The organism is Saccharothrix sp. HUAS TT1 (assembly GCF_040744945.1).
Classification (GTDB): Bacteria; Actinomycetota; Actinomycetes; order Mycobacteriales; family Pseudonocardiaceae; genus Actinosynnema.
The window spans coordinates 2,032,793-2,053,865 of sequence record NZ_CP160453.1; the positions used below are offsets into that span (position 1 = coordinate 2,032,793).

Consider the following 21,073-nt stretch of genomic DNA (forward strand, 5'->3'; position numbering starts at 1 on the left):
GAAGACACCCGTGGCACAGGACGTGCTCACCGACCTGGCCAAGGTCCGCAACATCGGGATCATGGCCCACATCGACGCGGGCAAGACCACGACGACCGAGCGGATCCTGTTCTACACCGGGATCAGCTACAAGATCGGCGAGGTCCACGACGGCGCCGCGGTGATGGACTGGATGGAGCAGGAGCAGGAGCGCGGCATCACGATCACGTCGGCCGCGACGACCTGCTTCTGGAAGAACCACCAGATCAACATCATCGACACGCCGGGCCACGTCGACTTCACCGTCGAGGTGGAGCGCAACCTCCGCGTCCTCGACGGTGCCGTTGCCGTGTTCGACGGCAAGGAAGGCGTCGAGCCCCAGTCCGAGCAGGTCTGGCGCCAGGCGACCAAGTACGACGTCCCGCGCATCTGCTTCGTCAACAAGATGGACAAGCTCGGCGCGGACTTCTACTTCACCGTCCGCACCATCCAGGAGCGCCTGGGCGCGAAGCCGCTGCCGATCCAGATCCCGATCGGTTCGGAGAGCGACTTCATCGGCGTCGTCGACCTGGTCGAGATGCGCGCGCTGACCTGGCGCGGCGAGGTCCAGAAGGGTGAGGACTACACGGTCGAGGAGATCCCGGCCGACCTCGCCGAGAAGGCCGCCGAGTACCGCGAGGCGCTGGTCGAGGCCGTCGCCGAGACCGACGACGCCCTCATGGAGTCCTACCTCGGCGGCGAGGAGCTGACCGTCGAGCAGATCAAGACGGGCATCCGCGCGATCGTCAAGAACCGCTCCGCCTACCCGGTGCTGTGCGGCTCGGCGTTCAAGAACAAGGGCGTCCAGCCCATGCTCGACGCGGTGATCGACTTCCTGCCCGCTCCGCTGGACCTCCCCCCGGTCGAGGGCACGCTGCAGGACGGCGAGACGCCGGCCTTCCGCAAGCCGGCGACGGACGAGCCGTTCTCGGCCCTGGCGTTCAAGATCGCGGCGCACCCGTTCTTCGGCAAGCTGACCTACATCCGGGTCTACTCCGGCAAGGTCGCCTCCGGCACCCAGGTCATCAACTCGACCAAGGACCGCAAGGAGCGCATCGGGAAGATCTTCCAGATGCACGCCAACAAGGAGAACCCGGTCGACGAGGCCATCGCCGGTCACATCTACGCCGTGATCGGCCTGAAGGACACCACCACCGGTGAGACGCTGTGCGACCCGCAGTCGCCCATCGTGCTGGAGTCCATGACCTTCCCCGAGCCGGTCATCCAGGTGGCGATCGAGCCGAAGACGAAGGCCGACCAGGAGAAGCTGGGCACCGCGATCCAGAAGCTGGCCGAGGAGGACCCGACGTTCCGGGTCAACCTGGACCAGGAGACCGGCCAGACGATCATCGCCGGCATGGGCGAGCTCCACCTGGACATCCTGGTGGACCGCATGCGCCGCGAGTTCAAGGTCGAGGCCAACATCGGCAAGCCGCAGGTGGCGTACCGGGAGACGATCCGCCGCAAGGTGGAGAAGTACTCCTACACCCACAAGAAGCAGACCGGTGGCTCCGGCCAGTTCGCGAAGGTCCTCATCGACCTGGAGCCGCTGGAGAAGACCGAGGACGGCGTTCTCTACGAGTTCGTCAACGCGGTCACCGGCGGTCGCATCCCGCGGGAGTACATCCCGTCGGTGGACGCGGGCGCCCAGGACGCGATGCAGTACGGCGTGCTGGCGGGCTACCCGCTGGTGGGCGTCAAGCTGACCCTGATCGACGGCGCCTACCACGAGGTCGACTCGTCGGAGATGGCGTTCAAGATCGCGGGCTCGATGGCGCTCAAGGAAGCCGCTCGCCAGGCGAGCCCGGCCATCCTCGAGCCGTTGATGGCCGTCGAGGTCACCACGCCCGAGGACTACATGGGCGACGTGATCGGCGACTTGAACTCCCGCCGTGGCCAGATCCAGGCCATGGAAGAGCGCAGTGGTGCCCGCATCGTCAAGGCGCTGGTCCCGCTGTCGGAGATGTTCGGGTATGTCGGCGACCTGCGGTCCAGGACCCAGGGTCGCGCGAACTACTCGATGACCTTTGACTCCTACGCCGAGGTTCCCGCGAACGTCGCGAAGGAGATCATCGCGAAGGCGACGGGCGAGTAACCCCAACCGGAGCACCGCAGCACCACGCGGGCTCTCCGGGGGGATGCCCCGGGGTCCGCACAACCGACCCTGACGTGACGCCCGGCGGGTGAAAGCCGCCCGCCGGGCTAAGCAATAGAAGTCCAGGAGGACAATCCAGTGGCGAAGGCGAAGTTCGAGCGGACGAAGCCGCACGTCAACATCGGCACCATCGGTCACATCGACCACGGCAAGACGACGCTGACCGCGGCGATCTCCAAGGTCCTGCACGACAAGTACCCGGACCTGAACCCCTTCACGCCGTTCGACCAGATCGACAAGGCGCCGGAGGAGAAGCAGCGCGGCATCACCATCTCGATCGCCCACATCGAGTACCAGACCGACAAGCGCCACTACGCGCACGTCGACTGCCCCGGTCACGCCGACTACATCAAGAACATGATCACCGGTGCGGCGCAGATGGACGGCGCCATCCTGGTGGTCGCGGCGACCGACGGCCCGATGCCGCAGACCAAGGAGCACGTGCTCCTGGCCCGCCAGGTCGGTGTGCCCTACATCGTGGTGGCCCTGAACAAGGCCGACATGGTGGACGACGAGGAGATCCTGGAGCTCGTCGAGCTCGAGGTCCGCGAACTGCTCTCCGAGTACGAGTTCCCCGGTGACGACCTGCCGGTCGTCCGCGTCTCCGCGCTGAAGGCGCTGGAGGGCGACGCCGAGTGGGGCGAGAAGCTGATCGGCCTCATGGACGCCGTGGACGAGAACATCCCGGAGCCCGAGCGCGAGGTCGACCGCCCGTTCCTGATGCCGGTCGAGGACGTGTTCACGATCACCGGTCGTGGCACCGTGGTGACCGGCCGCATCGAGCGCGGCATCGTCAAGGTCAACGAAGAGGTCGAGATCGTCGGCATCAAGGAGACCTCGAAGAAGACGACGGTCACCTCGATCGAGATGTTCAAGAAGTTCCTCGACGAGGGCCGCGCGGGCGACAACGCCGCGCTGCTGCTGCGTGGCGTGAAGCGCGAGGAGGTGGAGCGCGGCATGGTGATCATCAAGCCGGGCACCACCACCCCGCACACCGAGTTCGACGCGCAGGTCTACATCCTGTCGAAGGACGAGGGCGGCCGCCACACGCCGTTCTTCAACAACTACCGCCCGCAGTTCTACTTCCGCACCACGGACGTGACCGGCGTCGTGACCCTCCCCGAGGGCACCGAGATGGTCATGCCGGGCGACACCACGACCATGGCCGTGAAGCTGATCCAGCCGATCGCCATGGACGAGGGCCTGCGGTTCGCCATCCGCGAGGGTGGCCGCACCGTCGGCGCGGGCTCGGTCACCAAGATCATCAAGTGACCTGGCTCTAAATCTCACCCCCCGATTTGGTCTGCGCACCCCGGTGTGCGACCATTGACGGGTTGCTCGTCGGGGCGGCCGGTTCGAGTTCTGGACTCGGCCGCCCCGTCACGAGCGGGGTTTGATCTGGTCAGACAATCCCACAGGCTGTATCAGTGGGACCGGTCTATGTGCTGGGGCGCGACACGCCCGACCGCGTGGACCGGGCACCGTGACACCGCTCGGTGTCAGTCCTGAATAGGGGGCGGAGCGCGCCGGAGGTCCCGTGACCTCGTGCAAGGTGCCCGCACCGCAGCGGTACTAGAAGCAGAGGAACGGCAAGCCATCATGGCGGGACAGAAGATCCGCATCCGGCTCAAGGCCTACGACCACGAGGCGATCGACGCGTCCGCGCGCAAGATCGTCGAGACCGTGACGCGCACCGGCGCTCGGGTCGTCGGGCCTGTGCCGCTGCCCACTGAGAAGAACGTTTACTGCGTCATCCGCTCGCCGCACAAGTACAAGGACTCGCGCGAGCACTTCGAGATGCGCACGCACAAGCGTCTGATCGACATCCTCGACCCGACGCCGAAGACGGTGGACGCGCTCATGCGCATCGACCTGCCGGCGAGCGTCGACGTCAACATCCAGTAAGCGTTGGACGCGGCAGTGTTGATCCCATTTGGGGCGGAGAGTAACGAGACCCATGTCTGACAGGCAGGTTAAGGGCCTCCTGGGCACCAAGCTCGGCATGACTCAGGTCTTCGACGAGAACAACCGGATCGTTCCGGTGACCGTCGTCAAGGCCGAGCCGAACGTGGTCACCCAGGTTCGGACCCAGGAGAACGACGGCTACTCGGCCGTGCAGCTGGCCTTCGGCGCGATCGACCCGCGCAAGGTCAACAAGCCCGTCGCGGGCCACTACGCCAAGGCGGGCGTCACGCCCCGCCGCCACCTGGCGGAGCTGCGCACCACGGACGCGTCCGAGTACACGGTCGGCCAGGAAATCACCGCCGAGGTCTTCGAGGCCGGCGTGGTGGTCGACGTGGTCGGCACCAGCAAGGGCAAGGGCACCGCGGGTGTCATGAAGCGCCACGGCTTCAAGGGCCTCGGCGCCAGCCACGGCACCCAGCGCAAGCACCGCTCGCCCGGCTCCATCGGCGGCTGCGCCACGCCCGGCCGCGTGTTCAAGGGCCTGCGGATGGCCGGCCGGATGGGCCACGTGCGGGTGACCACCCAGAACCTCAAGGTGCACCGCGTGGACGCCGAGTCCGGTCTGCTGCTCATCAAGGGCGCCGTTCCCGGCCCCAAGGGCGGCACCGTGTTCATCAAGACCGCAGCGAAGGGTGGTGCCTGATCATGACTTCCGTTGAGATCCGCACCCCGGCGGGCAAGGCCGACGGCTCCGTCGAGCTGCCCGCGGCGATCTTCGACGCGCAGGCGAACGTGGCGCTGCTGCACCAGGTCGTCGTGGCCCAGCTGGCCGCGGCCCGCCAGGGCACGCACGCCACCAAGACCCGCGGCGACGTCCGCGGCGGTGGCAAGAAGCCGTACCGGCAGAAGGGCACCGGCCGCGCCCGTCAGGGCTCGACCCGCGCGCCGCAGTTCGCCGGTGGTGGCGTCGTCCACGGCCCGCAGCCGCGCGACTACTCGCAGCGCACCCCCAAGAAGATGAAGGCCGCCGCCCTGCGCGGCGCCCTCTCCGACCGGGCGCGCGCCGGCCAGGTGCACGTGGTGAGCGGCTTCGTCGAGGGCGACGCGCCGTCGACCAAGTCGGCCCGCAAGGTGCTGGAGACGGTGACCGAGGCCCGCCGCGTGCTGGCCGTGCTGCTGCGCACCGACGAGGTTTCGTGGGTCAGCCTGCGCAACCTGCCGCACGTGCACATCATCGCGCCGGACCAGCTGAACACCTACGACGTGCTGGTCAACGACGACGTGGTGTTCACCAAGGACGCGCTCGACGTGTTCCTGGCGAGCAAGTCCCAGCACGGGCAGGGTTCCGCCGAGGCCACCGCGTCGTCGTCCGAGACCGACGAGGAGGCCGCGAAGTGATCCCCGACCACCGGGACATCCTGCTCGCGCCGGTCATCTCCGAGAAGTCCTACGGGCTGCTCGAGGAGAACAAGTACACCTTCGTGGTGTCCCCCGGCGCGAACAAGACCCAGATCAAGATTGCCGTGGAGAAGGTCTTCGGCGTCAAGGTCGTCAGCGTCAACACGCTCAACCGCCAGGGCAAGCGCAAGCGGACCCGGACCGGTTATGGCAAGCGCAAGGACACCAAGCGCGCCATCGTGACGCTGTCCGCCGAGAGCAAGCCGATCGAGATCTTCGGCGGCCCGGCCGCCTGATGACGACGAGGACTGCGTAGAGATGGGCATTCGCAAGTACAAGCCGACGACCCCCGGTCGTCGCGGTGCGAGCGTCTCCGACTTCGCCGAGATCACTCGGACGACGCCGGAGAAGTCGCTGATCCGCCCGCTGCACGGCCGCGGTGGCCGCAACGCGTCGGGCAAGATCACGACGCGGCACAAGGGTGGTGGCCACAAGCGGGCGTACCGCCTCATCGACTTCCGCCGCACCGACAAGGACGGCGTGCCGGCCAAGGTCGCTCACATCGAGTACGACCCCAACCGCACCGCGCGCATCGCGCTGCTGCACTACTTCGACGGCGAGAAGCGCTACATCATCGCGCCGTCCAAGCTGCAGCAGGGCGACGTCGTGGAGAACGGCCCCAAGGCCGACATCAAGCCGGGCAACAACCTGCCGCTGCGCAACATCCCCGTCGGCACGGTGATCCACGCGATCGAGCTCCGCCCCGGCGGCGGCGCGAAGATCGCCCGCTCGGCCGGTGCCAGCGTGCAGCTCGTCGCCAAGGACGGCCCCTACGCCCAGCTGCGGATGCCCTCGGGCGAGATCCGCAACGTGGACGTCCGGTGCCGCGCCACGGTCGGCGAGGTCGGCAACGCCGAGCACCAGAACATCAACTGGGGCAAGGCCGGCCGCATGCGGTGGAAGGGCAAGAAGCCCACCGTCCGCGGTGTCGCCATGAACCCGGTGGACCACCCGCACGGTGGTGGTGAGGGCAAGACCTCCGGTGGTCGCCACCCGGTGAACCCGGCCGGCAAGCCCGAGGGTCGCACCCGCCGCCGCAAGCCAAGCGACAAGCTCATCGTCCGGCGTCGTCGCACCGGTAAGAAGCGCTGAGCAGGGAGGGAGTGAAGGATGCCTCGCAGCCTTAAGAAGGGCCCCTTCGTGGACGACCACCTGCTCAAGAAGGTGGACGCCCTCAACGAATCGGGCAAGAAGACCGTCATCAAGACCTGGTCCCGCCGGTCGACGATCATCCCCGACATGTTGGGCCACACGATCGCGGTGCACGACGGTCGCAAGCACGTGCCGGTGTTCGTCTCGGAGGCGATGGTCGGGCACAAGCTCGGCGAGTTCGCCCCGACCCGCACGTTCAAGGGCCACATCAAGGACGACCGGAAGTCGCGCCGTCGCTAGGCGACGAACCAGAGGAAGAGCAAGGGGAAGCAGCGATGAACGCCCGTAACGAAGCCGAAGCGCCGGAGTTCCCGCGCGCCGTGGCTCGGGCTCGCTACGTCCGTGACACGCCCATGAAGGTGCGTCGCGTCGTCGAGCTCATCAGGGGTCGTAGCGCCAGCGAGGCCCTGGCCGTGCTCCAGTTCGCGCCGCAGGCGGCATCTGAGCCGGTCCGCAAGGTGCTGCAGAGCGCCGTGGCCAACGCCGAGAACAACCTGTCCCTGGACCCCGACACCCTCTGGGTGTCGAAGGTCTACGTGGACGAGGGTCCGACCCTCAAGCGGTTCCGCCCGCGCGCCCAGGGCCGCGCCTACCGGATCCGCAAGCGGACGAGCCACATCACCGTCGAGGTGGAGAGCCGTCCGAAGAAGACCAGCGCGAAGGCCGGCGCTGACAGGAAGGGGGCTCGGTAGTGGGCCAGAAAATCAACCCGCACGGCTTCCGACTTGGTATCACCACGGACTGGAAGTCCCGCTGGTACGCCGACAAGCAGTACGCCGAGTACGTGGCCGAGGACGTCAAGATCCGCAAGCTGCTCTCGAAGGGCATGGAGCGGGCCGGCATCTCCAAGGTGGAGATCGAGCGCACCCGGGACCGGGTCCGCGTCGACATCCACACCGCCCGGCCGGGCATCGTCATCGGCCGCCGCGGCGCCGAGGCCGACCGCATCCGCGGTGAGCTGGAGAAGCTCACCAAGAAGCAGGTGCAGCTCAACATCCTCGAGGTGAAGAGCCCGGAGTCGGACGCGCAGCTCGTCGCGCAGGGCGTGGCGGAGCAGCTGTCCAACCGCGTGGCCTTCCGCCGCGCGATGCGCAAGGCCATCCAGTCGGCCATGCGCTCGCCGCAGGTCAAGGGCATTCGCGTGCAGTGCGGCGGTCGTCTCGGCGGCGCCGAGATGTCCCGCTCCGAGCACTACCGCGACGGCCGCGTGCCGCTGCACACGCTGCGCGCCGACATCGACTACGGCTTCTTCGAGGCCCGCACCACGTTCGGCCGGATCGGCGTGAAGGTGTGGATCTACAAGGGCGACATCGTCGGTGGCATCAGCGCCAAGCGCGAGCGTGACGCCGCCCCGGCGGCCGACCGCGCTCCGCGTCGCGACCGCAACGAGCGCCCGAACCGGGCGCGCCGTTCCGGCGCCAGCGGCACCACCGCGACGAGCACCGAGGCCGGCCGGGCCGCTGCGGGCGACCAGGCCGCCGCGCCGACCGAAGAGAAGACGGAGGGCTGAGTCGTGCTCATCCCGCGCAGGGTTAAGCACCGCAAGCAGCACCACCCCGGACGGTCCGGTGCTGCCAAGGGCGGCACGAGGGTCACCTTCGGCGAGTACGGCATCCAGGCTCTGGAGCCCGCCTACGTGACCAACCGGCAGATCGAGTCGGCTCGTATCGCGATCACCCGGCACATCCGCCGCGGTGGCAAGGTCTGGATCAACATCTTCCCGGACCGCCCGCTGACCAAGAAGCCCGCCGAGACCCGCATGGGTTCCGGCAAGGGCTCGCCGGAGTGGTGGGTGGCGAACATCAAGCCGGGTCGGGTGCTCTTCGAGATGAGCTTCCCGAACGAGACCGTGGCCCGCGAGGCGCTGCGCCGCGCGATCCACAAGCTCCCGATGAAGTGCCGCATCGTTACGCGTGAGGGTGGTGAGTTCTGATGGCAGCGGGTACCACCGCTTCCGAGCTGCGTGAGCTCACCGAGGAAGAGCTCGTGCTGCGCCTGAGGGAGGCGAAGGAGGAGCTGTTCAACCTCCGCTTCCAGATGGCCACCGGGCAGCTCGACAACAACCGCCGCCTGCGCACGGTCCGGCACGAGATCGCCCGGGTCTACACCGTGATGCGGGAGCGGGAGCTGGGCCTCTCGGCCTCTCCCGACGCGGTTTCCACTGGTGAGGGTGCGGCATGAGCGAGAACAACGAAGTGACCACCGAGGCTCGCAACGACCGCAAGGTCCGCGAGGGCTACGTCGTGTCCGACAAGATGGACAAGACGATCGTGGTGGCGGTCGAGGACCGCAAGAAGCACCGCCGGTACTCGAAGGTCATGCGCTCCACCACCAAGGTGAAGGCGCACGACGAGCAGAACACCGCCGGCGTCGGCGACCGCGTCCTGCTGATGGAGACGCGGCCGCTGTCGGCCACCAAGCGCTGGCGCCTCGTCGAGGTCCTCGAGAAGGCCAAGTAGCCAGTCGTACGACCGAGCCCGTCAGGTCGGAAATCTGGCGGGCCAGGAATGGTCAAGGAGCAGGTAAGTGATCCAGCAGGAGTCGCGGCTGCGCGTCGCCGACAACACCGGTGCGAAGGAAATCCTCTGCATCCGTGTTCTCGGTGGCTCGGGCCGCCGCTACGCGGGCATCGGGGACATCATCGTCGCGACGGTGAAGCAGGCCATCCCCGGCGCCGGCGTCAAGAAGGGCGACGTCGTCAAGGCGGTCATCGTCCGCACCGTCAAGGAGAAGCGCCGTCCCGACGGCTCTTACATCCGGTTCGACGAGAACGCCGCGGTGCTCATCAAGAACGACAACGAGCCGCGGGGCACCCGCATCTTCGGCCCGGTCGGTCGAGAGCTGCGCGACAAGAAGTTCATGAAGATCATCTCGTTGGCGCCGGAGGTGCTCTGACATGAAGGTGAAGAAGGGCGACACCGTCGTCGTTATCGCCGGCAAGGACAAGGGTGCTCGCGGCAAGGTCATCATGGCCTACCCCGCTGAGAACCGCGTCCTGGTCGAGGGCGTCAACCGCATCAAGAAGCACACCCGGATCACGCAGACCCAGCGCGGCGCGCAGTCGGGCGGCATCGTGACCCAGGAGGCCCCCATCCACGTGTCCAACGTGATGGTGGTCGACTCGGACGGCAAGCCGACCCGTGTGGGCTACCGGACGAACGACGAGGGCAAGCGGGTCCGCATTTCCCGTCGTAACGGGAAGGACATCTGATGACCACCGTTGAGAAGACCACGCCGCGGCTGAAGACCCGCTACCGCGAGGAGATCATCGCCGCGCTGCGCGAGCAGTTCGAGTACGCCAACGTCATGCAGATCCCGGGCGTGGTGAAGGTCGTCGTCAACATGGGCGTCGGCGACGCCGCCCGCGACGGCAAGCTGATCGAGGGCGCCGTCAAGGACCTGTCGATCATCACCGGCCAGCGCCCCGAGGTCCGCCGGGCCCGCAAGTCCATCGCGCAGTTCAAGCTGCGCGAGGGCATGCCGATCGGCGCGCGCGTCACGCTGCGCGGCGACCGCATGTGGGAGTTCCTGGACCGCCTGCTGACGATCGCGCTGCCCCGCATCCGCGACTTCCGCGGCCTGTCGGGCAAGCAGTTCGACGGCAACGGGAACTACACGTTCGGCCTCAACGAGCAGTCGATGTTCCACGAGATCGACCCGGACGCGATCGACCGTCCCCGCGGCATGGACATCACCGTGGTGACGACCGCGACCAACGACGACGAGGGCCGGGCGCTGCTGAAGCACCTGGGCTTCCCGTTCAAGGAGAACTGACAGATGGCCAAGAAGGCGCTGATCAACAAGGCCGCGGCCAAGCCGAAGTTCAAGGTGCGGGGTTACACCCGCTGCCAGCGTTGCGGTCGCCCGCACTCGGTGTTCCGCAAGTTCGGCCTGTGCCGGATCTGCCTCCGCGAGATGGCGCACCGGGGCGAGCTGCCCGGTGTCAACAAGTCCAGCTGGTAAGTCCGGCTCGGCGGCAGGTTTTTCGAGAATCATCACTTCGCTGTAGGCCCGTCCACGACCAGCCGGCCGCACCGCGGCCGGCTCGGACCCTGGCTGGGGAACCGCAGCGAGAAAGGTTGACCAGGTCACCATGACGATGACCGACCCGATCGCAGACATGTTGACGCGTCTGCGGAACGCGAACTCGGCTTACCACGACAAGGTCGTGATGCCGCACTCGAAGTTGAAGGCCAACATCGCCGAGATCCTCAAGCGCGAGGGCTACATCGCTAGCTACCGCGACGAGCAGGGCGACGTGGCCAAGAACCTGGTTATCGAGCTGAAGTACGGCCCGAACCGGGAGCGCAGCATCGCCGGCCTCCGCCGCGTGTCGAAGCCCGGTCTGCGCGTGTACGCGAAGTCGACCAACCTGCCGAAGGTGCTGGGCGGTCTGGGCGTCGCGATCATTTCGACCTCTGGCGGTCTGATGACCGACCGCCAGGCCAACAAGTCGGGCGTGGGCGGAGAAGTCCTCGCCTACGTCTGGTGAGGAAGGGGGACTAGGCAATGTCGCGCATCGGAAAACTGCCGATCACCGTCCCCTCCGGGGTCGACGTGAACATCGACGGCCAGGCTGTGAGCGTGAAGGGCCCGAAGGGCACCCTGTCGCTGAACATCGCCGAGCCGATCATCATCGAGAAGGCCGACGACGGCACCCTCGAGGTGAAGCGCCCGAACGACGAGCGTCGCAGCCGCTCGCTCCACGGCCTGTCGCGCACCCTGGTGCAGAACATGGTCGTCGGCGTGACGCAGGGCTACGAGAAGAAGATGGAGATCCACGGCGTCGGTTACCGCGTGGCGCTGAAGGGTTCCGACCTGGAGTTCGCGCTGGGCTTCAGCCACCCGGTGAAGGTGGAGGCCCCCGAGGGCATCACCTTCGCGGTGGAGACCCCGACCCGCTTCTCCGTGGCCGGCATCGACAAGCAGCTCGTCGGCGAGGTCGCCGCCAACATCCGCAAGCTGCGCAAGCCCGACCCGTACAAGGGCAAGGGCGTGCGCTACTCGGGTGAGAAGATCCGCCGCAAGGTCGGAAAGACGGGTAAGTGACATGAGCGAGACTGCAACGAAGTCCGTTTCTTCGGGGCGGAAGCCGGTTGGCAAGGACATCTCGACCACCCGCCGCGTCGCCAAGACCCGCCGTCACTTCCGCCTCCGCAAGAAGGTCAGCGGCACGGCCGAGCGCCCGCGCCTGGCGGTGCACCGCTCGTCGAAGCACATCACCGTGCAGGTGATCGACGACCTGACCGGCCGCACCCTGGCCGCGGCCTCCTCCGTGGAGGCGGACGTCCGGGCGATCGACGGCGACAAGAAGGCCCGTGCGGCGAAGGTCGGCCAGCTGGCCGCCGCCCGCGCCAAGGACGCCGGGATCACCAAGGTGGTCTTCGACCGGGGCGGCAACGCCTACCACGGTCGGATCGCCGCTCTGGCCGATGCCGCCCGCGAGGCGGGGCTGGAGTTCTGACAATGCACATGAACCGAATTGAGAGGGACGCCTGATGCCAGGACGCACGCGTCGCGAAGGCGGCGGGGGCGAGCGCGGAGAGCGCCGCGACCGCCGTGACGGTGGCCGCGGCGGAGCGGCCCAGGAGAAGACCCCGCACCTGGAGCGCGTGGTCGCGATCAACCGCGTCTCCAAGGTCGTCAAGGGTGGTCGTCGCTTCAGCTTCACCGCCCTGGTCGTCGTCGGTGACGGCGACGGCATGGTCGGTGTCGGCTACGGCAAGGCCAAGGAAGTCCCCGCGGCGATCGCCAAGGGTGTGGAGGAGGCGAAGAAGAACTTCTTCCGCGTCCCCCGCATCGCGGGCACGATCCCTCACCCGATCCAGGGCGAGAAGGCCGCCGGCGTCGTCATGCTGCGCCCGGCCTCGGCCGGTACCGGTGTCATCGCCGGTGGCGCGGTCCGCGCGGTGCTGGAGTGCGCGGGCGTCCACGACGTGCTGAGCAAGTCGCTGGGCTCCGACAACGCCATCAACATCGTGCACGCCACGGTGGCGGCCCTGAAGGGCCTCCAGCGTCCCGAGGAGGTGGCCGCCCGTCGCGGTCTGCCGATCGAGGATGTGGCTCCCGCCGGCATGCTCCGTGCCCGTGCAGGGGCGGTGTGACCATGGCGCAGCTCAAGGTGACCCAGGTCAAGAGCAGCATCGGTACCAAGCACAACCACCGTGAGTCCCTCCGGACCCTGGGGTTGCGCAAGATCCGCCAGTCGGTGGTCCGCGAGGACACGCCGCAGGTGCGCGGCCTGATCCACGCCGTTCGCCACCTGGTGGTCGTCGAGGAGGTCCAGTCGTGACCATCAAGATCCATGACCTGCGTCCGGCCCCCGGCGCCAAGACCGCGAAGACCCGTGTCGGTCGCGGTGAGGGCTCCAAGGGCAAGACGGCCGGTCGCGGCACGAAGGGCACCGGCGCGCGGAAGAACGTCTCCCCGCGCTTCGAGGGTGGCCAGATGCCGCTGCACATGCGCCTGCCGAAGCTCAAGGGCTTCCGCAACCCGTTCCGCACCGAGTACCAGGTGGTGAACGTGGGCGACCTCGCCCGGGTGTTCCCGGACGGCGGTCGGGTGGACGTGGACGCGCTGGTCCACGCGGGCCTGGTGCGCAAGAACGAGCTCGTGAAGGTCCTCGGCAACGGTGACCTGGACGGCGTCAAGCTCGACGTCGTGGCGAACAAGTTCTCCGGCAGCGCGGTCGACAAGATCGCCGCCGCCGGTGGCACCACCACCGTGCTCTGATCCGAAGCACACCGCCGAACGGCCCCGGAGCCTCCCGCTCCGGGGCCGTTCGCGTGCGCGCGCCAACCGGTGGGAAAGATCGATCGCGAATCTTTTCAACGGTTGCCGGCGATCGACGGGTCGTCCGTCCCGCCGCCGGGACGCGGTGCGGGGGCTGTCGAGACGCCCGTTCGCGCAGGGCGTAACGCCGGGTGGCGGCCGGTTCGCCGGGTTCGACCGCCCCTTCGGCGTCCCGGCCCTGGTCGCTCTGAGCACGGCACGGGCTTCCCCGGTCAAGCCGGCCCACCCCGGGCCCTTCCGAGCCCCTACGGCCCTCCTGGGCCACCTTGCGGCCACTTCGCCGCGACCAGGTCGCCGCCGGCCCGTCAACTCCACCGCTGCTGAGTCCGCCAGGACGGCGGCGCGCGGCGCGGTCGCCCGGCGCCGGGCGCGTCGACCGCTCCGCCCGGTCCGGCCCGCCCGCCGGGACTTGATCCATTCGGGGGCTTGCCCGGGACTGTGGTCGATCGGGTACTAAGTGTGAAGGAAGACTGCCTACGGCCATCGGCCAGGCGACTGTTAAAGTCGCGGGCTGAACCCGGATGCCCTCCGGGTCGGTCGCGGCTATCCGTCGCTTCCGCCACCGTCGGCGATGGTCGACGGGATGTCCGCAAGACTGTGTCGGCAACACAGCCGGCACCGCAGGATGCCGACCCCAGCGGGGCGGCAACGCTGATGGAGGTTCGCGTGCTCGGCGCATTCCGCTCGGCTCTCGCGACGCCGGACCTACGCAAGAAGATCCTCTTCACACTGGGGATCGTCGTGGTGTACCGGTTGGGCGCCACCATGCCCGCGCCGGGCGTCTCCTTCAAGAACGTCAAACAGTGCGTCGAGCAGGTCGACCAGCAGGGGATCTACCAGCTGATCAACCTGTTCAGCGGTGGTGCGCTGCTGAACTTGTCGATCTTCGCGCTCGGCATCATGCCGTACATCACGGCGAGCATCATCATCCAGCTCCTCACCGTGGTGATTCCCCGGTTCGAGCAGCTGAAGAAGGAAGGGCAGGCGGGTCAGGGCAAGCTGACCCAGTACACCCGCTACCTGACCATCGCCCTCGCGGTCCTGCAGTCCACGGGCATCATCGCCCTGGCCGTGCGCGACCAGCTGTTCGCGAACTGCGACGTCCCGGTCATCCCCGACCAGAGCATCTTCAACCTGGTCGTCCTCGTGGTCGTCATGACCGCGGGCACCAGCGTGATCATGTGGCTCGGCGAGATCATCACCGAGAAGGGGATCGGCAACGGCATGTCGCTGCTGATCTTCACCGGCATCGCGGCCCGCATCCCGATCGAGGGCAAGATCATCTTCGACCGCGGTGGCCTGACGTTCTTCCTCGTCTGCGTCGCGGCCCTCGTGATCATCGCCAGCGTCGTCTACGTGGAGCAGGCCCAGCGCCGCATCCCGGTCCAGTACGCCAAGCGCATGATCGGCCGCCGGATGTACGGCGGCACGTCGACCTACCTGCCGCTGAAGGTGAACCAGGCCGGTGTCATCCCGGTCATCTTCGCCTCGTCGCTGCTGTACCTGCCGGACCTGATCTCCCGGCTGACGGCCTCGAACGACGGCTCGGCGCCCGGCTGGTTCGAGACCTTCGTCGCGACGCACCTGGTCAGCCAGTCGAGCCCGGTGCACATCTCGCTCTACTTCCTGCTGATCGTCTTCTTCACCTACTTCTACGTCGGCATCACGTTCAACCCGGACGAGCGTGCCGATGAGATGAAGAAGTTCGGTGGGTTCATCCCGGGTATCCGTCCGGGCAGGCCCACCGCCGAGTACCTCCGCTTCGTCCTGGGGCGGATCACGCTGCCCGGCTCGATCTACCTGGGCATCGTCGCCATCCTGCCGAACTTCTTCCTGGAAGTGACCGACCAGGGTCAGAACCAGAACTTCCCGTTCGGCGGCACGGCGGTGCTGATCATGGTCGGTGTCGGCCTCGACACCGTGAAGCAGATCGAGAGCCAGCTCATGCAGCGCAACTACGAAGGGTTCCTCCGCTAGTGCGACTCGTTCTCGTCGGCCCGCCCGGTGCGGGCAAGGGCACCCAGGCAAAGACGCTCAGCACCGAGCTCGGCGTGCCGCACATCTCCACCGGGGACCTGTTCCGCGCCCACATCAGCGAGCAGACCGATCTGGGCAAGGAGGTCCAGGAGTACCTGGACTCGGGCGAGTTGGTGCCGGACGAGGTGACCAACGAGATGATGCGCGTCCGGCTCCTGGAGCCGGACGCCGCCAACGGCTTCCTGCTCGACGGCTTCCCGCGCAACACCGCGCAGGCGGACGTGCTGAGCGGGATGCTGGCGGCCGGCGGTCACACCCTCGACGCGGTGCTGGAGTTCCGGGTCGACGAGGACGTCGTGGTCGAGCGGCTGCTCGCCCGCGGCCGCACGGACGACAAGGAAGACGTGATCCGGCACCGCCAGCAGGTGTACCGGACGGAGACCGCGCCGCTGCTCGACTACTACGCCGACATCGTCGTGAGCATCGACGCCGTCGGCGACGTCGACGAGATCAGCGGGCGCGCCCTGAGCGCGCTGCGCGACCTGAAGTGAGCGGTGGACTGGTCGATGCGCTGCGTCGGGTCGTCCCCGGTCGGGACCGCATGATCGAGATCAAGAGCCGCGACCAGCTCGACGCCATGAGGGCGGCCGGGCTGGTCGTCGCGCGCACGCTGGCGCTGGTGTCCGCGCACGCGAAGGCGGGCGTCAGCACCGCCGAGCTGGACGAGCTGGCGGAGCAGAGCATCCGCGACGCCGGCGCGATCCCGTCGTTCAAGGGCTACCACGGGTTCCCGGCGTCGATCTGCGCGTCGGTGAACGAGCAGGTGGTCCACGGCATCCCCAGCCGCACCCAGGTGCTGGCCGAGGGCGACCTGATCTCGATCGACTGCGGCGCCATCCTGGACGGCTGGCACGGCGACTCGGCGGTCACCCTGCCGGTCGGCGAGGTCACCGGCGCGGAGCTGAAGCTGTCCGAGGCGACCCGCGCGTCGATGCTCGCGGGCATCGAGGCGGCGGTGCCCGGCGGGCGGCTGAGCGACATCTCGTTCGCGATCGAGTCGGCCACCATCCGGGCGGGCGAGGAGCACGGCGTCGAGTACGGGATCGTGGAGGGCTACGGCGGCCACGGCATCGGCACGAAGATGCACATGGACCCGTTCCTGCCCAACCACGGCAAGCCGGGCAAGGGCCCGCGGCTCAAGGTCGGCATGGCGATCGCGATCGAGCCCATGCTGACCCTGGGCACCGAGCGGACGGTCGAGCTGGACGACGGCTGGACGGTCATCACCGCCGACGGCTCGCGCGCCGCGCACTGGGAGCACTCGGTGGCCATCACCGACGACGGTCCCTGGGTGTTGACGGCCCTGCCGGACTGACGAACACCGCCCCACGCACGCGCCACCCCCGGCAAGGGGGTGGCGTTTTTCTTTCCCGCCCACCGGCGGGCAGGTTTCTTGACGCCCTCGGCGCGGCCTCAGTAGCGTCGACAATGCGATTGAATTCAACGCCGCGATCCACATCATTCACCAGTTGAGTGCAATGTTTGGAGTGTCGATGAAACGTACCCTCTTCAAGGCCGTTTTCGCCTTTGTCGGAATGCTCGCCCTGGTGTTCGGCACGACGACGCCGGCCAGTGCCGGCACCGGCGGCAACCGCTGCCTGTGGATCAACAGCGGCAGCAGCAGCTACGTCGGCAACGTGTCCTCGACCCAGAGCTGCGGCACGCCGGGCACGTACCACATCCGCCTGTTCGCGCCGGGCTTCGACCACAACTTCGGCAACTTCTACTACGGCGGCGGCAACCTGTACGGCTCGAACCCGGTGAACATGTCGTTCCCGGCGGGCAGCAACATGTGCTCGCAGCTGTGGCGGCACGACGGCGGTGGGAACTACTCGAACTGGGGTGACCCCTGCGTGTCGATCGGCTGATCCGACCGGTGGTCGGGTGAGGGGTCGCGGCTCGACGCCGCGGCCCCTCGGTCGCATTTCCCCATCGGCCGACAGCGCATTTGTGCGATCAAAGGGAAATGGCGAGTACTTCGCCTTTCCGTCGAGTGGTGATTCCTCGGACGGGCGCCGGGTGTGGTCCGGTGGCCGACGCGCCGCCGGTCGAGCCCGTGCGCCGCAGGGGCCGCGGGACCTGCTCCCGCGGGCGGCCACCTGGGCCGATTTGGGTGTTCGCGCCGACCCGCGTAGTATGGACGGGTGGCGCACACGTCGCGCCGGTTCCGCCATGCCCGGGGATCAGCTCCCCGAGGCTGGCAGGGTTCGCAAGGGCCTGGAGGAGTCGGGGCGCCGCGTGCCCGCACTCCGGAAGCAACACCCACCGTCACGAAACGCGGAGGACATGGGCAAGAAGGACGGGGCCATTGAGGTCGAGGGCCGCGTAGTCGAGCCGCTTCCCAACGCGATGTTCCGCGTCGAGTTGGAGAACGGTCACAAGGTCCTGGCACACATCAGCGGCAAGATGCGTCAGCACTACATCCGCATCCTCCCCGAGGACCGGGTTGTCGTGGAGCTCTCGCCCTACGACCTGTCCCGCGGGCGCATCGTCTACCGCTACAAGTGACCTCCGGCGCGCCCGAGCACGGGTGCGCCGGCTGACGCAGGAGAGCTCAGGCGTGAAGGTCCAGCCGAGCGTCAAGAAGATCTGCGACAAGTGCAAGGTGATCCGCCGCCACGGCCGGGTCATGGTGATCTGCGAGAACCTGCGCCACAAGCAGCGCCAGGGCTGAGCGGAGCACGACCGGCACGAGTCGAGTCTTCACCGGACGCGACAACGAGTAAGCCTCCTCGCACCTGCCACACCGGGCACCCCGGGTGGCACACCCCCGGACTCCAGGCCGGGGCCGGGACACCGGGCGCGAGAGCGACCGGACACTGACACAGCGAGTCAGTCCCGGGATCGGGCGAGGAGCAGACCTGGAGCGACACCACTGTTAGGAGCAAGCGCCGTATGGCACGACTCGCTGGCGTCGACCTCCCCCGCGAGAAGCGGTTGGAGATCGCGCTCACCTACATCTTCGGCATCGGTCGGACGCGCTCGAAGGAGCTGCTGACCGCCACCGGGATCTCCCCGGACATCCGGGTGAAGGACCTCGGTGACGACGACCTGGCGAAGCTGCGGGACTACATCGAGAACCACTTCAAGGTCGAGGGTGACCTCCGCCGCGAGGTTCAGGCCGACATCCGCCGGAAGATGGAAATCGGCTGCTACGAGGGGCTGCGCCACCGTCGCAACCTGCCCGTCCGCGGGCAGCGCACCAAGACGAACGCGCGCACTCGCAAGGGTCCGAAGAAGACCGTCGCCGGCAAGAAGAAGGCCGGAAAGAAGTAAGACCTCGCGTCTCTAGCAAGTAGGAGTTCACCCAGACATGCCACCCAAGTCCCGCACGGGCGCCGGGGTCAAGAAGGTCCGGCGCAAGGAAAAGAAGAACGTCTCGCACGGCCAGGCGCACATCAAGAGCACGTTCAACAACACCATCGTGTCCATCACGGACCCGATGGGCAACGTGATCAGCTGGGCGTCCGCCGGCCACGTCGGCTTCAAGGGCTCGCGCAAGTCCACGCCGTTCGCGGCGCAGATGGCCGCCGAGAACGCCGCACGCAAGGCCGCCGAGCACGGCATGCGCAAGGTCGACGTGTTCGTGAAGGGCCCCGGCTCCGGCCGGGAGACCGCGATCCGCTCGCTGCAGGCCGCCGGTCTCGAGGTCGGCACCATCCAGGACGTGACCCCGCAGCCCCACAACGGCTGCCGCCCGCCCAAGCGGCGCCGGGTCTGAGGCACGGGGAGGAGTAAGACAACATGGCACGCTACACCGGACCGGCCACTCGCATCTCGCGCCGTCTCAAGGTCGACCTCGTCGGCGGGGACCAGGCGTTCGAGCGTCGTCCTTACCCGCCCGGCCAGCACGGCCGCGGTCGGATCAAGGAGTCCGAGTACCTGCTGCAGCTGCAGGAGAAGCAGAAGGCCCGCTACACGTACGGCGTCCTGGAGAAGCAGTTCCGGCGCTACTACGAGGAAGCGGTTCGCCGCACCGGCAAGACCGGTGAGAACCTGCTGCAGATCCTGGAGTCCCGGCTGGACAACGTGGTGTACCGCGCGGGTCTCGCGCGCACCCGTCGTCAGGCCCGCCAGCTGGTCAGCCACGGTCACTTCATCGTGAACGGCCAGAAGGTCAACATCCCGAGCTTCCGGGTGTCGAAGTTCGACATCATCGACGTGAAGCCGAAGTCGCTGCCCACGCTGCCCTTCGAGGCCGCGCGCGCTTCCTTCGGCGACCGGCCGATCCCGGCGTGGCTGCAGGTCGTCCCCTCGACCCTGCGGATCCTGGTGCACCAGCTCCCGGAGCGGGCGCAGATCGACACGCCCGTCACCGAACAGCTCATCGTCGAGCTCTACTCGAAGTGATCCTCCTGGGAGGGCCGCCACCGGTGGTCCTCCCAGTCGGGTCCCGCGGCGGCACGGAATGGTGTGCCGCATGCGTTTGCCGGTCTCCGCGACCGGTCCCACGACGTCAAATAGCGGGCGTCGGGGTTAGAGAGGAAGAACCCAGTGCTGATTTCCCAGCGCCCCTCGCTCAGCGAGGAAGCGGTCAACGAGACCCGCTCCCGGTTCGTCATCGAGCCGCTGGAGCCGGGCTTCGGCTACACCCTCGGCAACTCGATTCGCCGCACCCTGCTGTCGTCCATCCCCGGCGCGGCCGTGACCAGCATCCGCATCGACGGCGTGCTGCACGAGTTCACGACCGTCCCCGGTGTGAAGGAAGACGTCACCGACATCATCCTCAACCTCAAGGAGCTGGTCGTCAGCTCCGAGGAGGACGAGCCGGTGACCATGTACCTGCGCAAGCAGGGGCCGGGCGCGGTGACCGCGGGCGACATCGTGCCTCCGGCCGGTGTCACCGTGCACAACCCCGACCTGCACATCGCCACCCTGAACGGCAAGGGCAAGCTGGAGATCGAGCTCGTGGTCGAGCGCGGTCGCGGCTACGTCCCCGCCGTGCAGAACAAGCAGGCCGGCGCCGAGATCGGCCGCATTCCGGTCGACTCGATCTACTCGCCCGTCATGAAGGTGACCTACAAGGTCGAGGCCACCCGTGTCGAGCAGCGGACCGACTTCGACAAGCTGATCCTCGACGTCGAGACCAAGCCGTCCATCACGCCGCGCGACGCCGTCGCGTCGGCGGGCAAGACGCTGGTCGAGCTGTTCGGCCTCGCTCGCGAGCTGAACGTCGACGCCGAGGGCATCGAGATCGGCCCCTCGCCCGCCGAGGCGGACACCATCGCGGCGTTCGCGATGCCGATCGAGGACCTGGACCTCACCGTCCGGTCCTACAACTGCCTCAAGCGCGAGGGCATCCACACCGTGGGCGAGCTGGTCTCGCGCAGCGAGGCGGACCTGCTGGACATCCGCAACTTCGGCGCGAAGTCGATCGACGAGGTCAAGATGAAGCTCGTCGGCCTCGGCCTCGCGCTGAAGGACAGCCCTCCTGGGTTCGACCCGTCGGCCGCCGCGTCCGACTACCCGGCCGAAGGCTGGGGCACGGACACCGCCGTGGACTCCCACGACGACGGCCAGGACTACGCGGAGACCGAGCAGCTCTGAGGTCGCTTA

Annotated in this window: 33 protein-coding genes; all 33 read left to right on the forward strand. The window is 67.8% G+C overall.

Annotated elements, in window-relative coordinates; translation table 11 throughout:
* The first annotated feature begins 10 nt into the window (after positions 1–10).
* The 33 genes from fusA to AB0F89_RS10235 all read left to right on the forward strand — a co-directional run bounded on the left by fusA (position 11) and on the right by AB0F89_RS10235 (position 21,064).
* Complete coding sequence (gene fusA / locus AB0F89_RS10075) at positions 11–2,113, forward strand: elongation factor G (protein ID WP_367134824.1); 2,103 nt, start codon at positions 11–13, stop codon at positions 2,111–2,113.
* Positions 2,114–2,251: 138 nt separating this feature from the next.
* Positions 2,252–3,445 (forward strand): elongation factor Tu, encoded by a 1,194-nt coding sequence (gene tuf / locus AB0F89_RS10080; RefSeq protein WP_053715237.1) that lies wholly within the window; start codon positions 2,252–2,254, stop codon positions 3,443–3,445.
* A gap of 327 nt (positions 3,446–3,772) precedes the next feature.
* Positions 3,773–4,078 (forward strand): 30S ribosomal protein S10, encoded by a 306-nt coding sequence (rpsJ, locus tag AB0F89_RS10085; protein ID WP_003938093.1) that lies wholly within the window; start codon positions 3,773–3,775, stop codon positions 4,076–4,078.
* 52 nt (positions 4,079–4,130) lie between these two features.
* Positions 4,131–4,781 carry a 50S ribosomal protein L3 gene (rplC, locus tag AB0F89_RS10090; RefSeq protein WP_367134826.1) on the forward strand — a complete coding sequence of 217 codons (651 nt, stop codon included), beginning with the start codon at positions 4,131–4,133 and terminating at the stop codon, positions 4,779–4,781.
* 2 nt (positions 4,782–4,783) lie between these two features.
* Entirely contained in the window at positions 4,784–5,476 is a 693-nt protein-coding gene (gene rplD / locus AB0F89_RS10095; protein WP_367134828.1) for a 50S ribosomal protein L4, read from the forward strand.
* Positions 5,473–5,772, forward strand: a complete 300-nt coding sequence (gene rplW, locus AB0F89_RS10100) for a 50S ribosomal protein L23 (protein ID WP_360464711.1) — start codon at positions 5,473–5,475, stop codon at positions 5,770–5,772. The genes rplD and rplW overlap by 4 nt, the downstream gene beginning before the upstream one ends.
* A 22-nt stretch (positions 5,773–5,794) precedes the next feature.
* Positions 5,795–6,628: a 50S ribosomal protein L2 gene (rplB, locus tag AB0F89_RS10105; protein ID WP_367134830.1), complete on the forward strand. Its 834-nt coding sequence runs from the start codon at positions 5,795–5,797 to the stop codon at positions 6,626–6,628.
* 18 nt (positions 6,629–6,646) lie between these two features.
* Positions 6,647–6,928, forward strand: coding sequence for a 30S ribosomal protein S19 (rpsS, locus tag AB0F89_RS10110; protein WP_033384221.1), 282 nt, complete (start codon positions 6,647–6,649; stop codon positions 6,926–6,928).
* 35 nt (positions 6,929–6,963) lie between these two features.
* Positions 6,964–7,380, forward strand: a complete 417-nt coding sequence (gene rplV / locus AB0F89_RS10115; protein ID WP_053715232.1) for a 50S ribosomal protein L22 — start codon at positions 6,964–6,966, stop codon at positions 7,378–7,380.
* Positions 7,380–8,198 (forward strand): 30S ribosomal protein S3, encoded by an 819-nt coding sequence (gene rpsC / locus AB0F89_RS10120; RefSeq protein WP_367134832.1) that lies wholly within the window; start codon positions 7,380–7,382, stop codon positions 8,196–8,198. The genes rplV and rpsC overlap by 1 nt, the downstream gene beginning before the upstream one ends.
* Positions 8,199–8,201: 3 nt before the next feature.
* Positions 8,202–8,621, forward strand: coding sequence for a 50S ribosomal protein L16 (rplP, locus tag AB0F89_RS10125; protein ID WP_073885915.1), 420 nt, complete (start codon positions 8,202–8,204; stop codon positions 8,619–8,621).
* Positions 8,621–8,869, forward strand: coding sequence for a 50S ribosomal protein L29 (gene rpmC, locus AB0F89_RS10130; protein WP_367134835.1), 249 nt, complete (start codon positions 8,621–8,623; stop codon positions 8,867–8,869). Before rplP ends, rpmC begins: the two co-directional genes overlap by 1 nt.
* Positions 8,866–9,147 (forward strand): 30S ribosomal protein S17, encoded by a 282-nt coding sequence (gene rpsQ / locus AB0F89_RS10135; RefSeq protein ID WP_367134837.1) that lies wholly within the window; start codon positions 8,866–8,868, stop codon positions 9,145–9,147. Before rpmC ends, rpsQ begins: the two co-directional genes overlap by 4 nt.
* Positions 9,148–9,214: 67 nt before the next feature.
* The gene (rplN, locus tag AB0F89_RS10140) at positions 9,215–9,583 is read left to right on the forward strand and encodes a 50S ribosomal protein L14 (RefSeq protein WP_033436721.1); all 369 of its coding nucleotides are present in this window, start codon (positions 9,215–9,217) and stop codon (positions 9,581–9,583) included.
* Between the two features lies 1 nt (position 9,584).
* Positions 9,585–9,899, forward strand: a complete 315-nt coding sequence (gene rplX / locus AB0F89_RS10145) for a 50S ribosomal protein L24 (protein WP_033436722.1) — start codon at positions 9,585–9,587, stop codon at positions 9,897–9,899.
* The gene (gene rplE, locus AB0F89_RS10150) at positions 9,899–10,462 is read left to right on the forward strand and encodes a 50S ribosomal protein L5 (RefSeq protein WP_367134840.1); all 564 of its coding nucleotides are present in this window, start codon (positions 9,899–9,901) and stop codon (positions 10,460–10,462) included. Before rplX ends, rplE begins: the two co-directional genes overlap by 1 nt.
* A 3-nt stretch (positions 10,463–10,465) precedes the next feature.
* Positions 10,466–10,651 carry a type Z 30S ribosomal protein S14 gene (locus AB0F89_RS10155; RefSeq protein ID WP_033436724.1) on the forward strand — a complete coding sequence of 62 codons (186 nt, stop codon included), beginning with the start codon at positions 10,466–10,468 and terminating at the stop codon, positions 10,649–10,651.
* A gap of 130 nt (positions 10,652–10,781) precedes the next feature.
* A complete protein-coding gene (rpsH, locus tag AB0F89_RS10160; RefSeq protein ID WP_033428586.1) occupies positions 10,782–11,180 on the forward strand; it encodes a 30S ribosomal protein S8 in 399 nt (132 codons plus the stop codon).
* 17 nt (positions 11,181–11,197) lie between these two features.
* Complete coding sequence (gene rplF, locus AB0F89_RS10165) at positions 11,198–11,737, forward strand: 50S ribosomal protein L6 (RefSeq protein ID WP_367134843.1); 540 nt, start codon at positions 11,198–11,200, stop codon at positions 11,735–11,737.
* A gap of 1 nt (position 11,738) precedes the next feature.
* Entirely contained in the window at positions 11,739–12,152 is a 414-nt protein-coding gene (gene rplR, locus AB0F89_RS10170; RefSeq protein WP_367134845.1) for a 50S ribosomal protein L18, read from the forward strand.
* 34 nt (positions 12,153–12,186) lie between these two features.
* Positions 12,187–12,792, forward strand: coding sequence for a 30S ribosomal protein S5 (gene rpsE / locus AB0F89_RS10175; RefSeq protein WP_106616824.1), 606 nt, complete (start codon positions 12,187–12,189; stop codon positions 12,790–12,792).
* A 2-nt stretch (positions 12,793–12,794) separates the two neighbouring features.
* Positions 12,795–12,980 carry a 50S ribosomal protein L30 gene (gene rpmD / locus AB0F89_RS10180; RefSeq protein WP_033428588.1) on the forward strand — a complete coding sequence of 62 codons (186 nt, stop codon included), beginning with the start codon at positions 12,795–12,797 and terminating at the stop codon, positions 12,978–12,980.
* Entirely contained in the window at positions 12,977–13,420 is a 444-nt protein-coding gene (gene rplO, locus AB0F89_RS10185) for a 50S ribosomal protein L15 (RefSeq protein WP_367134847.1), read from the forward strand. Before rpmD ends, rplO begins: the two co-directional genes overlap by 4 nt.
* Before the next feature lie 726 nt (positions 13,421–14,146).
* The gene (secY, locus tag AB0F89_RS10190; RefSeq protein ID WP_367134849.1) at positions 14,147–15,457 is read left to right on the forward strand and encodes a preprotein translocase subunit SecY; all 1,311 of its coding nucleotides are present in this window, start codon (positions 14,147–14,149) and stop codon (positions 15,455–15,457) included.
* Positions 15,457–16,008, forward strand: coding sequence for an adenylate kinase (locus AB0F89_RS10195; protein WP_367134851.1), 552 nt, complete (start codon positions 15,457–15,459; stop codon positions 16,006–16,008). The genes secY and AB0F89_RS10195 overlap by 1 nt, the downstream gene beginning before the upstream one ends.
* A 50-nt stretch (positions 16,009–16,058) precedes the next feature.
* Positions 16,059–16,832, forward strand: a complete 774-nt coding sequence (gene map, locus AB0F89_RS10200) for a type I methionyl aminopeptidase (RefSeq protein ID WP_367134853.1) — start codon at positions 16,059–16,061, stop codon at positions 16,830–16,832.
* Positions 16,833–17,010: 178 nt separating this feature from the next.
* Positions 17,011–17,385 (forward strand): hypothetical protein, encoded by a 375-nt coding sequence (locus AB0F89_RS10205; RefSeq protein ID WP_367134855.1) that lies wholly within the window; start codon positions 17,011–17,013, stop codon positions 17,383–17,385.
* 418 nt (positions 17,386–17,803) lie between these two features.
* Complete coding sequence (gene infA, locus AB0F89_RS10210) at positions 17,804–18,025, forward strand: translation initiation factor IF-1 (protein ID WP_005166804.1); 222 nt, start codon at positions 17,804–17,806, stop codon at positions 18,023–18,025.
* 52 nt (positions 18,026–18,077) lie between these two features.
* The gene (gene rpmJ / locus AB0F89_RS10215; protein WP_010148647.1) at positions 18,078–18,191 is read left to right on the forward strand and encodes a 50S ribosomal protein L36; all 114 of its coding nucleotides are present in this window, start codon (positions 18,078–18,080) and stop codon (positions 18,189–18,191) included.
* A 221-nt stretch (positions 18,192–18,412) separates the two neighbouring features.
* A complete protein-coding gene (gene rpsM / locus AB0F89_RS10220; protein ID WP_367134857.1) occupies positions 18,413–18,793 on the forward strand; it encodes a 30S ribosomal protein S13 in 381 nt (126 codons plus the stop codon).
* Positions 18,794–18,830: 37 nt separating this feature from the next.
* The gene (gene rpsK / locus AB0F89_RS10225) at positions 18,831–19,238 is read left to right on the forward strand and encodes a 30S ribosomal protein S11 (RefSeq protein WP_033436732.1); all 408 of its coding nucleotides are present in this window, start codon (positions 18,831–18,833) and stop codon (positions 19,236–19,238) included.
* 23 nt (positions 19,239–19,261) lie between these two features.
* Entirely contained in the window at positions 19,262–19,867 is a 606-nt protein-coding gene (gene rpsD / locus AB0F89_RS10230) for a 30S ribosomal protein S4 (protein WP_367134859.1), read from the forward strand.
* Between the two features lie 144 nt (positions 19,868–20,011).
* A complete protein-coding gene (locus AB0F89_RS10235; protein WP_141980319.1) occupies positions 20,012–21,064 on the forward strand; it encodes a DNA-directed RNA polymerase subunit alpha in 1,053 nt (350 codons plus the stop codon).
* Positions 21,065–21,073 lie beyond the last annotated feature (9 nt).

What these genes read in the sequence shown, in the direction of transcription:
- infA (WP_005166804.1), top strand. Translation starts at nt 17,804, where the DNA reads ATGGGCAAGAAGGACGGGGCCATTGAGGTCGAGGGCCGCGTAGTCGAG.
- rplF (WP_367134843.1), top strand. Translation starts at nt 11,198, where the DNA reads ATGTCGCGCATCGGAAAACTGCCGATCACCGTCCCCTCCGGGGTCGAC.
- rpsK (WP_033436732.1), top strand. Translation starts at nt 18,831, where the DNA reads ATGCCACCCAAGTCCCGCACGGGCGCCGGGGTCAAGAAGGTCCGGCGC.
- rpsH (WP_033428586.1), top strand. Translation starts at nt 10,782, where the DNA reads ATGACGATGACCGACCCGATCGCAGACATGTTGACGCGTCTGCGGAAC.
- rpsJ (WP_003938093.1), top strand. Translation starts at nt 3,773, where the DNA reads ATGGCGGGACAGAAGATCCGCATCCGGCTCAAGGCCTACGACCACGAG.
- AB0F89_RS10155 (WP_033436724.1), top strand. Translation starts at nt 10,466, where the DNA reads ATGGCCAAGAAGGCGCTGATCAACAAGGCCGCGGCCAAGCCGAAGTTC.
- AB0F89_RS10205 (WP_367134855.1), top strand. Translation starts at nt 17,011, where the DNA reads ATGAAACGTACCCTCTTCAAGGCCGTTTTCGCCTTTGTCGGAATGCTC.
- rpsQ (WP_367134837.1), top strand. Translation starts at nt 8,866, where the DNA reads ATGAGCGAGAACAACGAAGTGACCACCGAGGCTCGCAACGACCGCAAG.
- rplX (WP_033436722.1), top strand. Translation starts at nt 9,585, where the DNA reads ATGAAGGTGAAGAAGGGCGACACCGTCGTCGTTATCGCCGGCAAGGAC.
- rplB (WP_367134830.1), top strand. Translation starts at nt 5,795, where the DNA reads ATGGGCATTCGCAAGTACAAGCCGACGACCCCCGGTCGTCGCGGTGCG.
- rpsS (WP_033384221.1), top strand. Translation starts at nt 6,647, where the DNA reads ATGCCTCGCAGCCTTAAGAAGGGCCCCTTCGTGGACGACCACCTGCTC.
- rplD (WP_367134828.1), top strand. Translation starts at nt 4,784, where the DNA reads ATGACTTCCGTTGAGATCCGCACCCCGGCGGGCAAGGCCGACGGCTCC.
- rplE (WP_367134840.1), top strand. Translation starts at nt 9,899, where the DNA reads ATGACCACCGTTGAGAAGACCACGCCGCGGCTGAAGACCCGCTACCGC.
- rplC (WP_367134826.1), top strand. Translation starts at nt 4,131, where the DNA reads ATGTCTGACAGGCAGGTTAAGGGCCTCCTGGGCACCAAGCTCGGCATG.
- rpsD (WP_367134859.1), top strand. Translation starts at nt 19,262, where the DNA reads ATGGCACGCTACACCGGACCGGCCACTCGCATCTCGCGCCGTCTCAAG.
- rplV (WP_053715232.1), top strand. Translation starts at nt 6,964, where the DNA reads ATGAACGCCCGTAACGAAGCCGAAGCGCCGGAGTTCCCGCGCGCCGTG.
- rpmD (WP_033428588.1), top strand. Translation starts at nt 12,795, where the DNA reads ATGGCGCAGCTCAAGGTGACCCAGGTCAAGAGCAGCATCGGTACCAAG.
- rpmC (WP_367134835.1), top strand. Translation starts at nt 8,621, where the DNA reads ATGGCAGCGGGTACCACCGCTTCCGAGCTGCGTGAGCTCACCGAGGAA.
- rpsM (WP_367134857.1), top strand. Translation starts at nt 18,413, where the DNA reads ATGGCACGACTCGCTGGCGTCGACCTCCCCCGCGAGAAGCGGTTGGAG.
- rpsE (WP_106616824.1), top strand. Translation starts at nt 12,187, where the DNA reads ATGCCAGGACGCACGCGTCGCGAAGGCGGCGGGGGCGAGCGCGGAGAG.
- rplR (WP_367134845.1), top strand. Translation starts at nt 11,739, where the DNA reads ATGAGCGAGACTGCAACGAAGTCCGTTTCTTCGGGGCGGAAGCCGGTT.
- map (WP_367134853.1), top strand. Translation starts at nt 16,059, where the DNA reads ATGATCGAGATCAAGAGCCGCGACCAGCTCGACGCCATGAGGGCGGCC.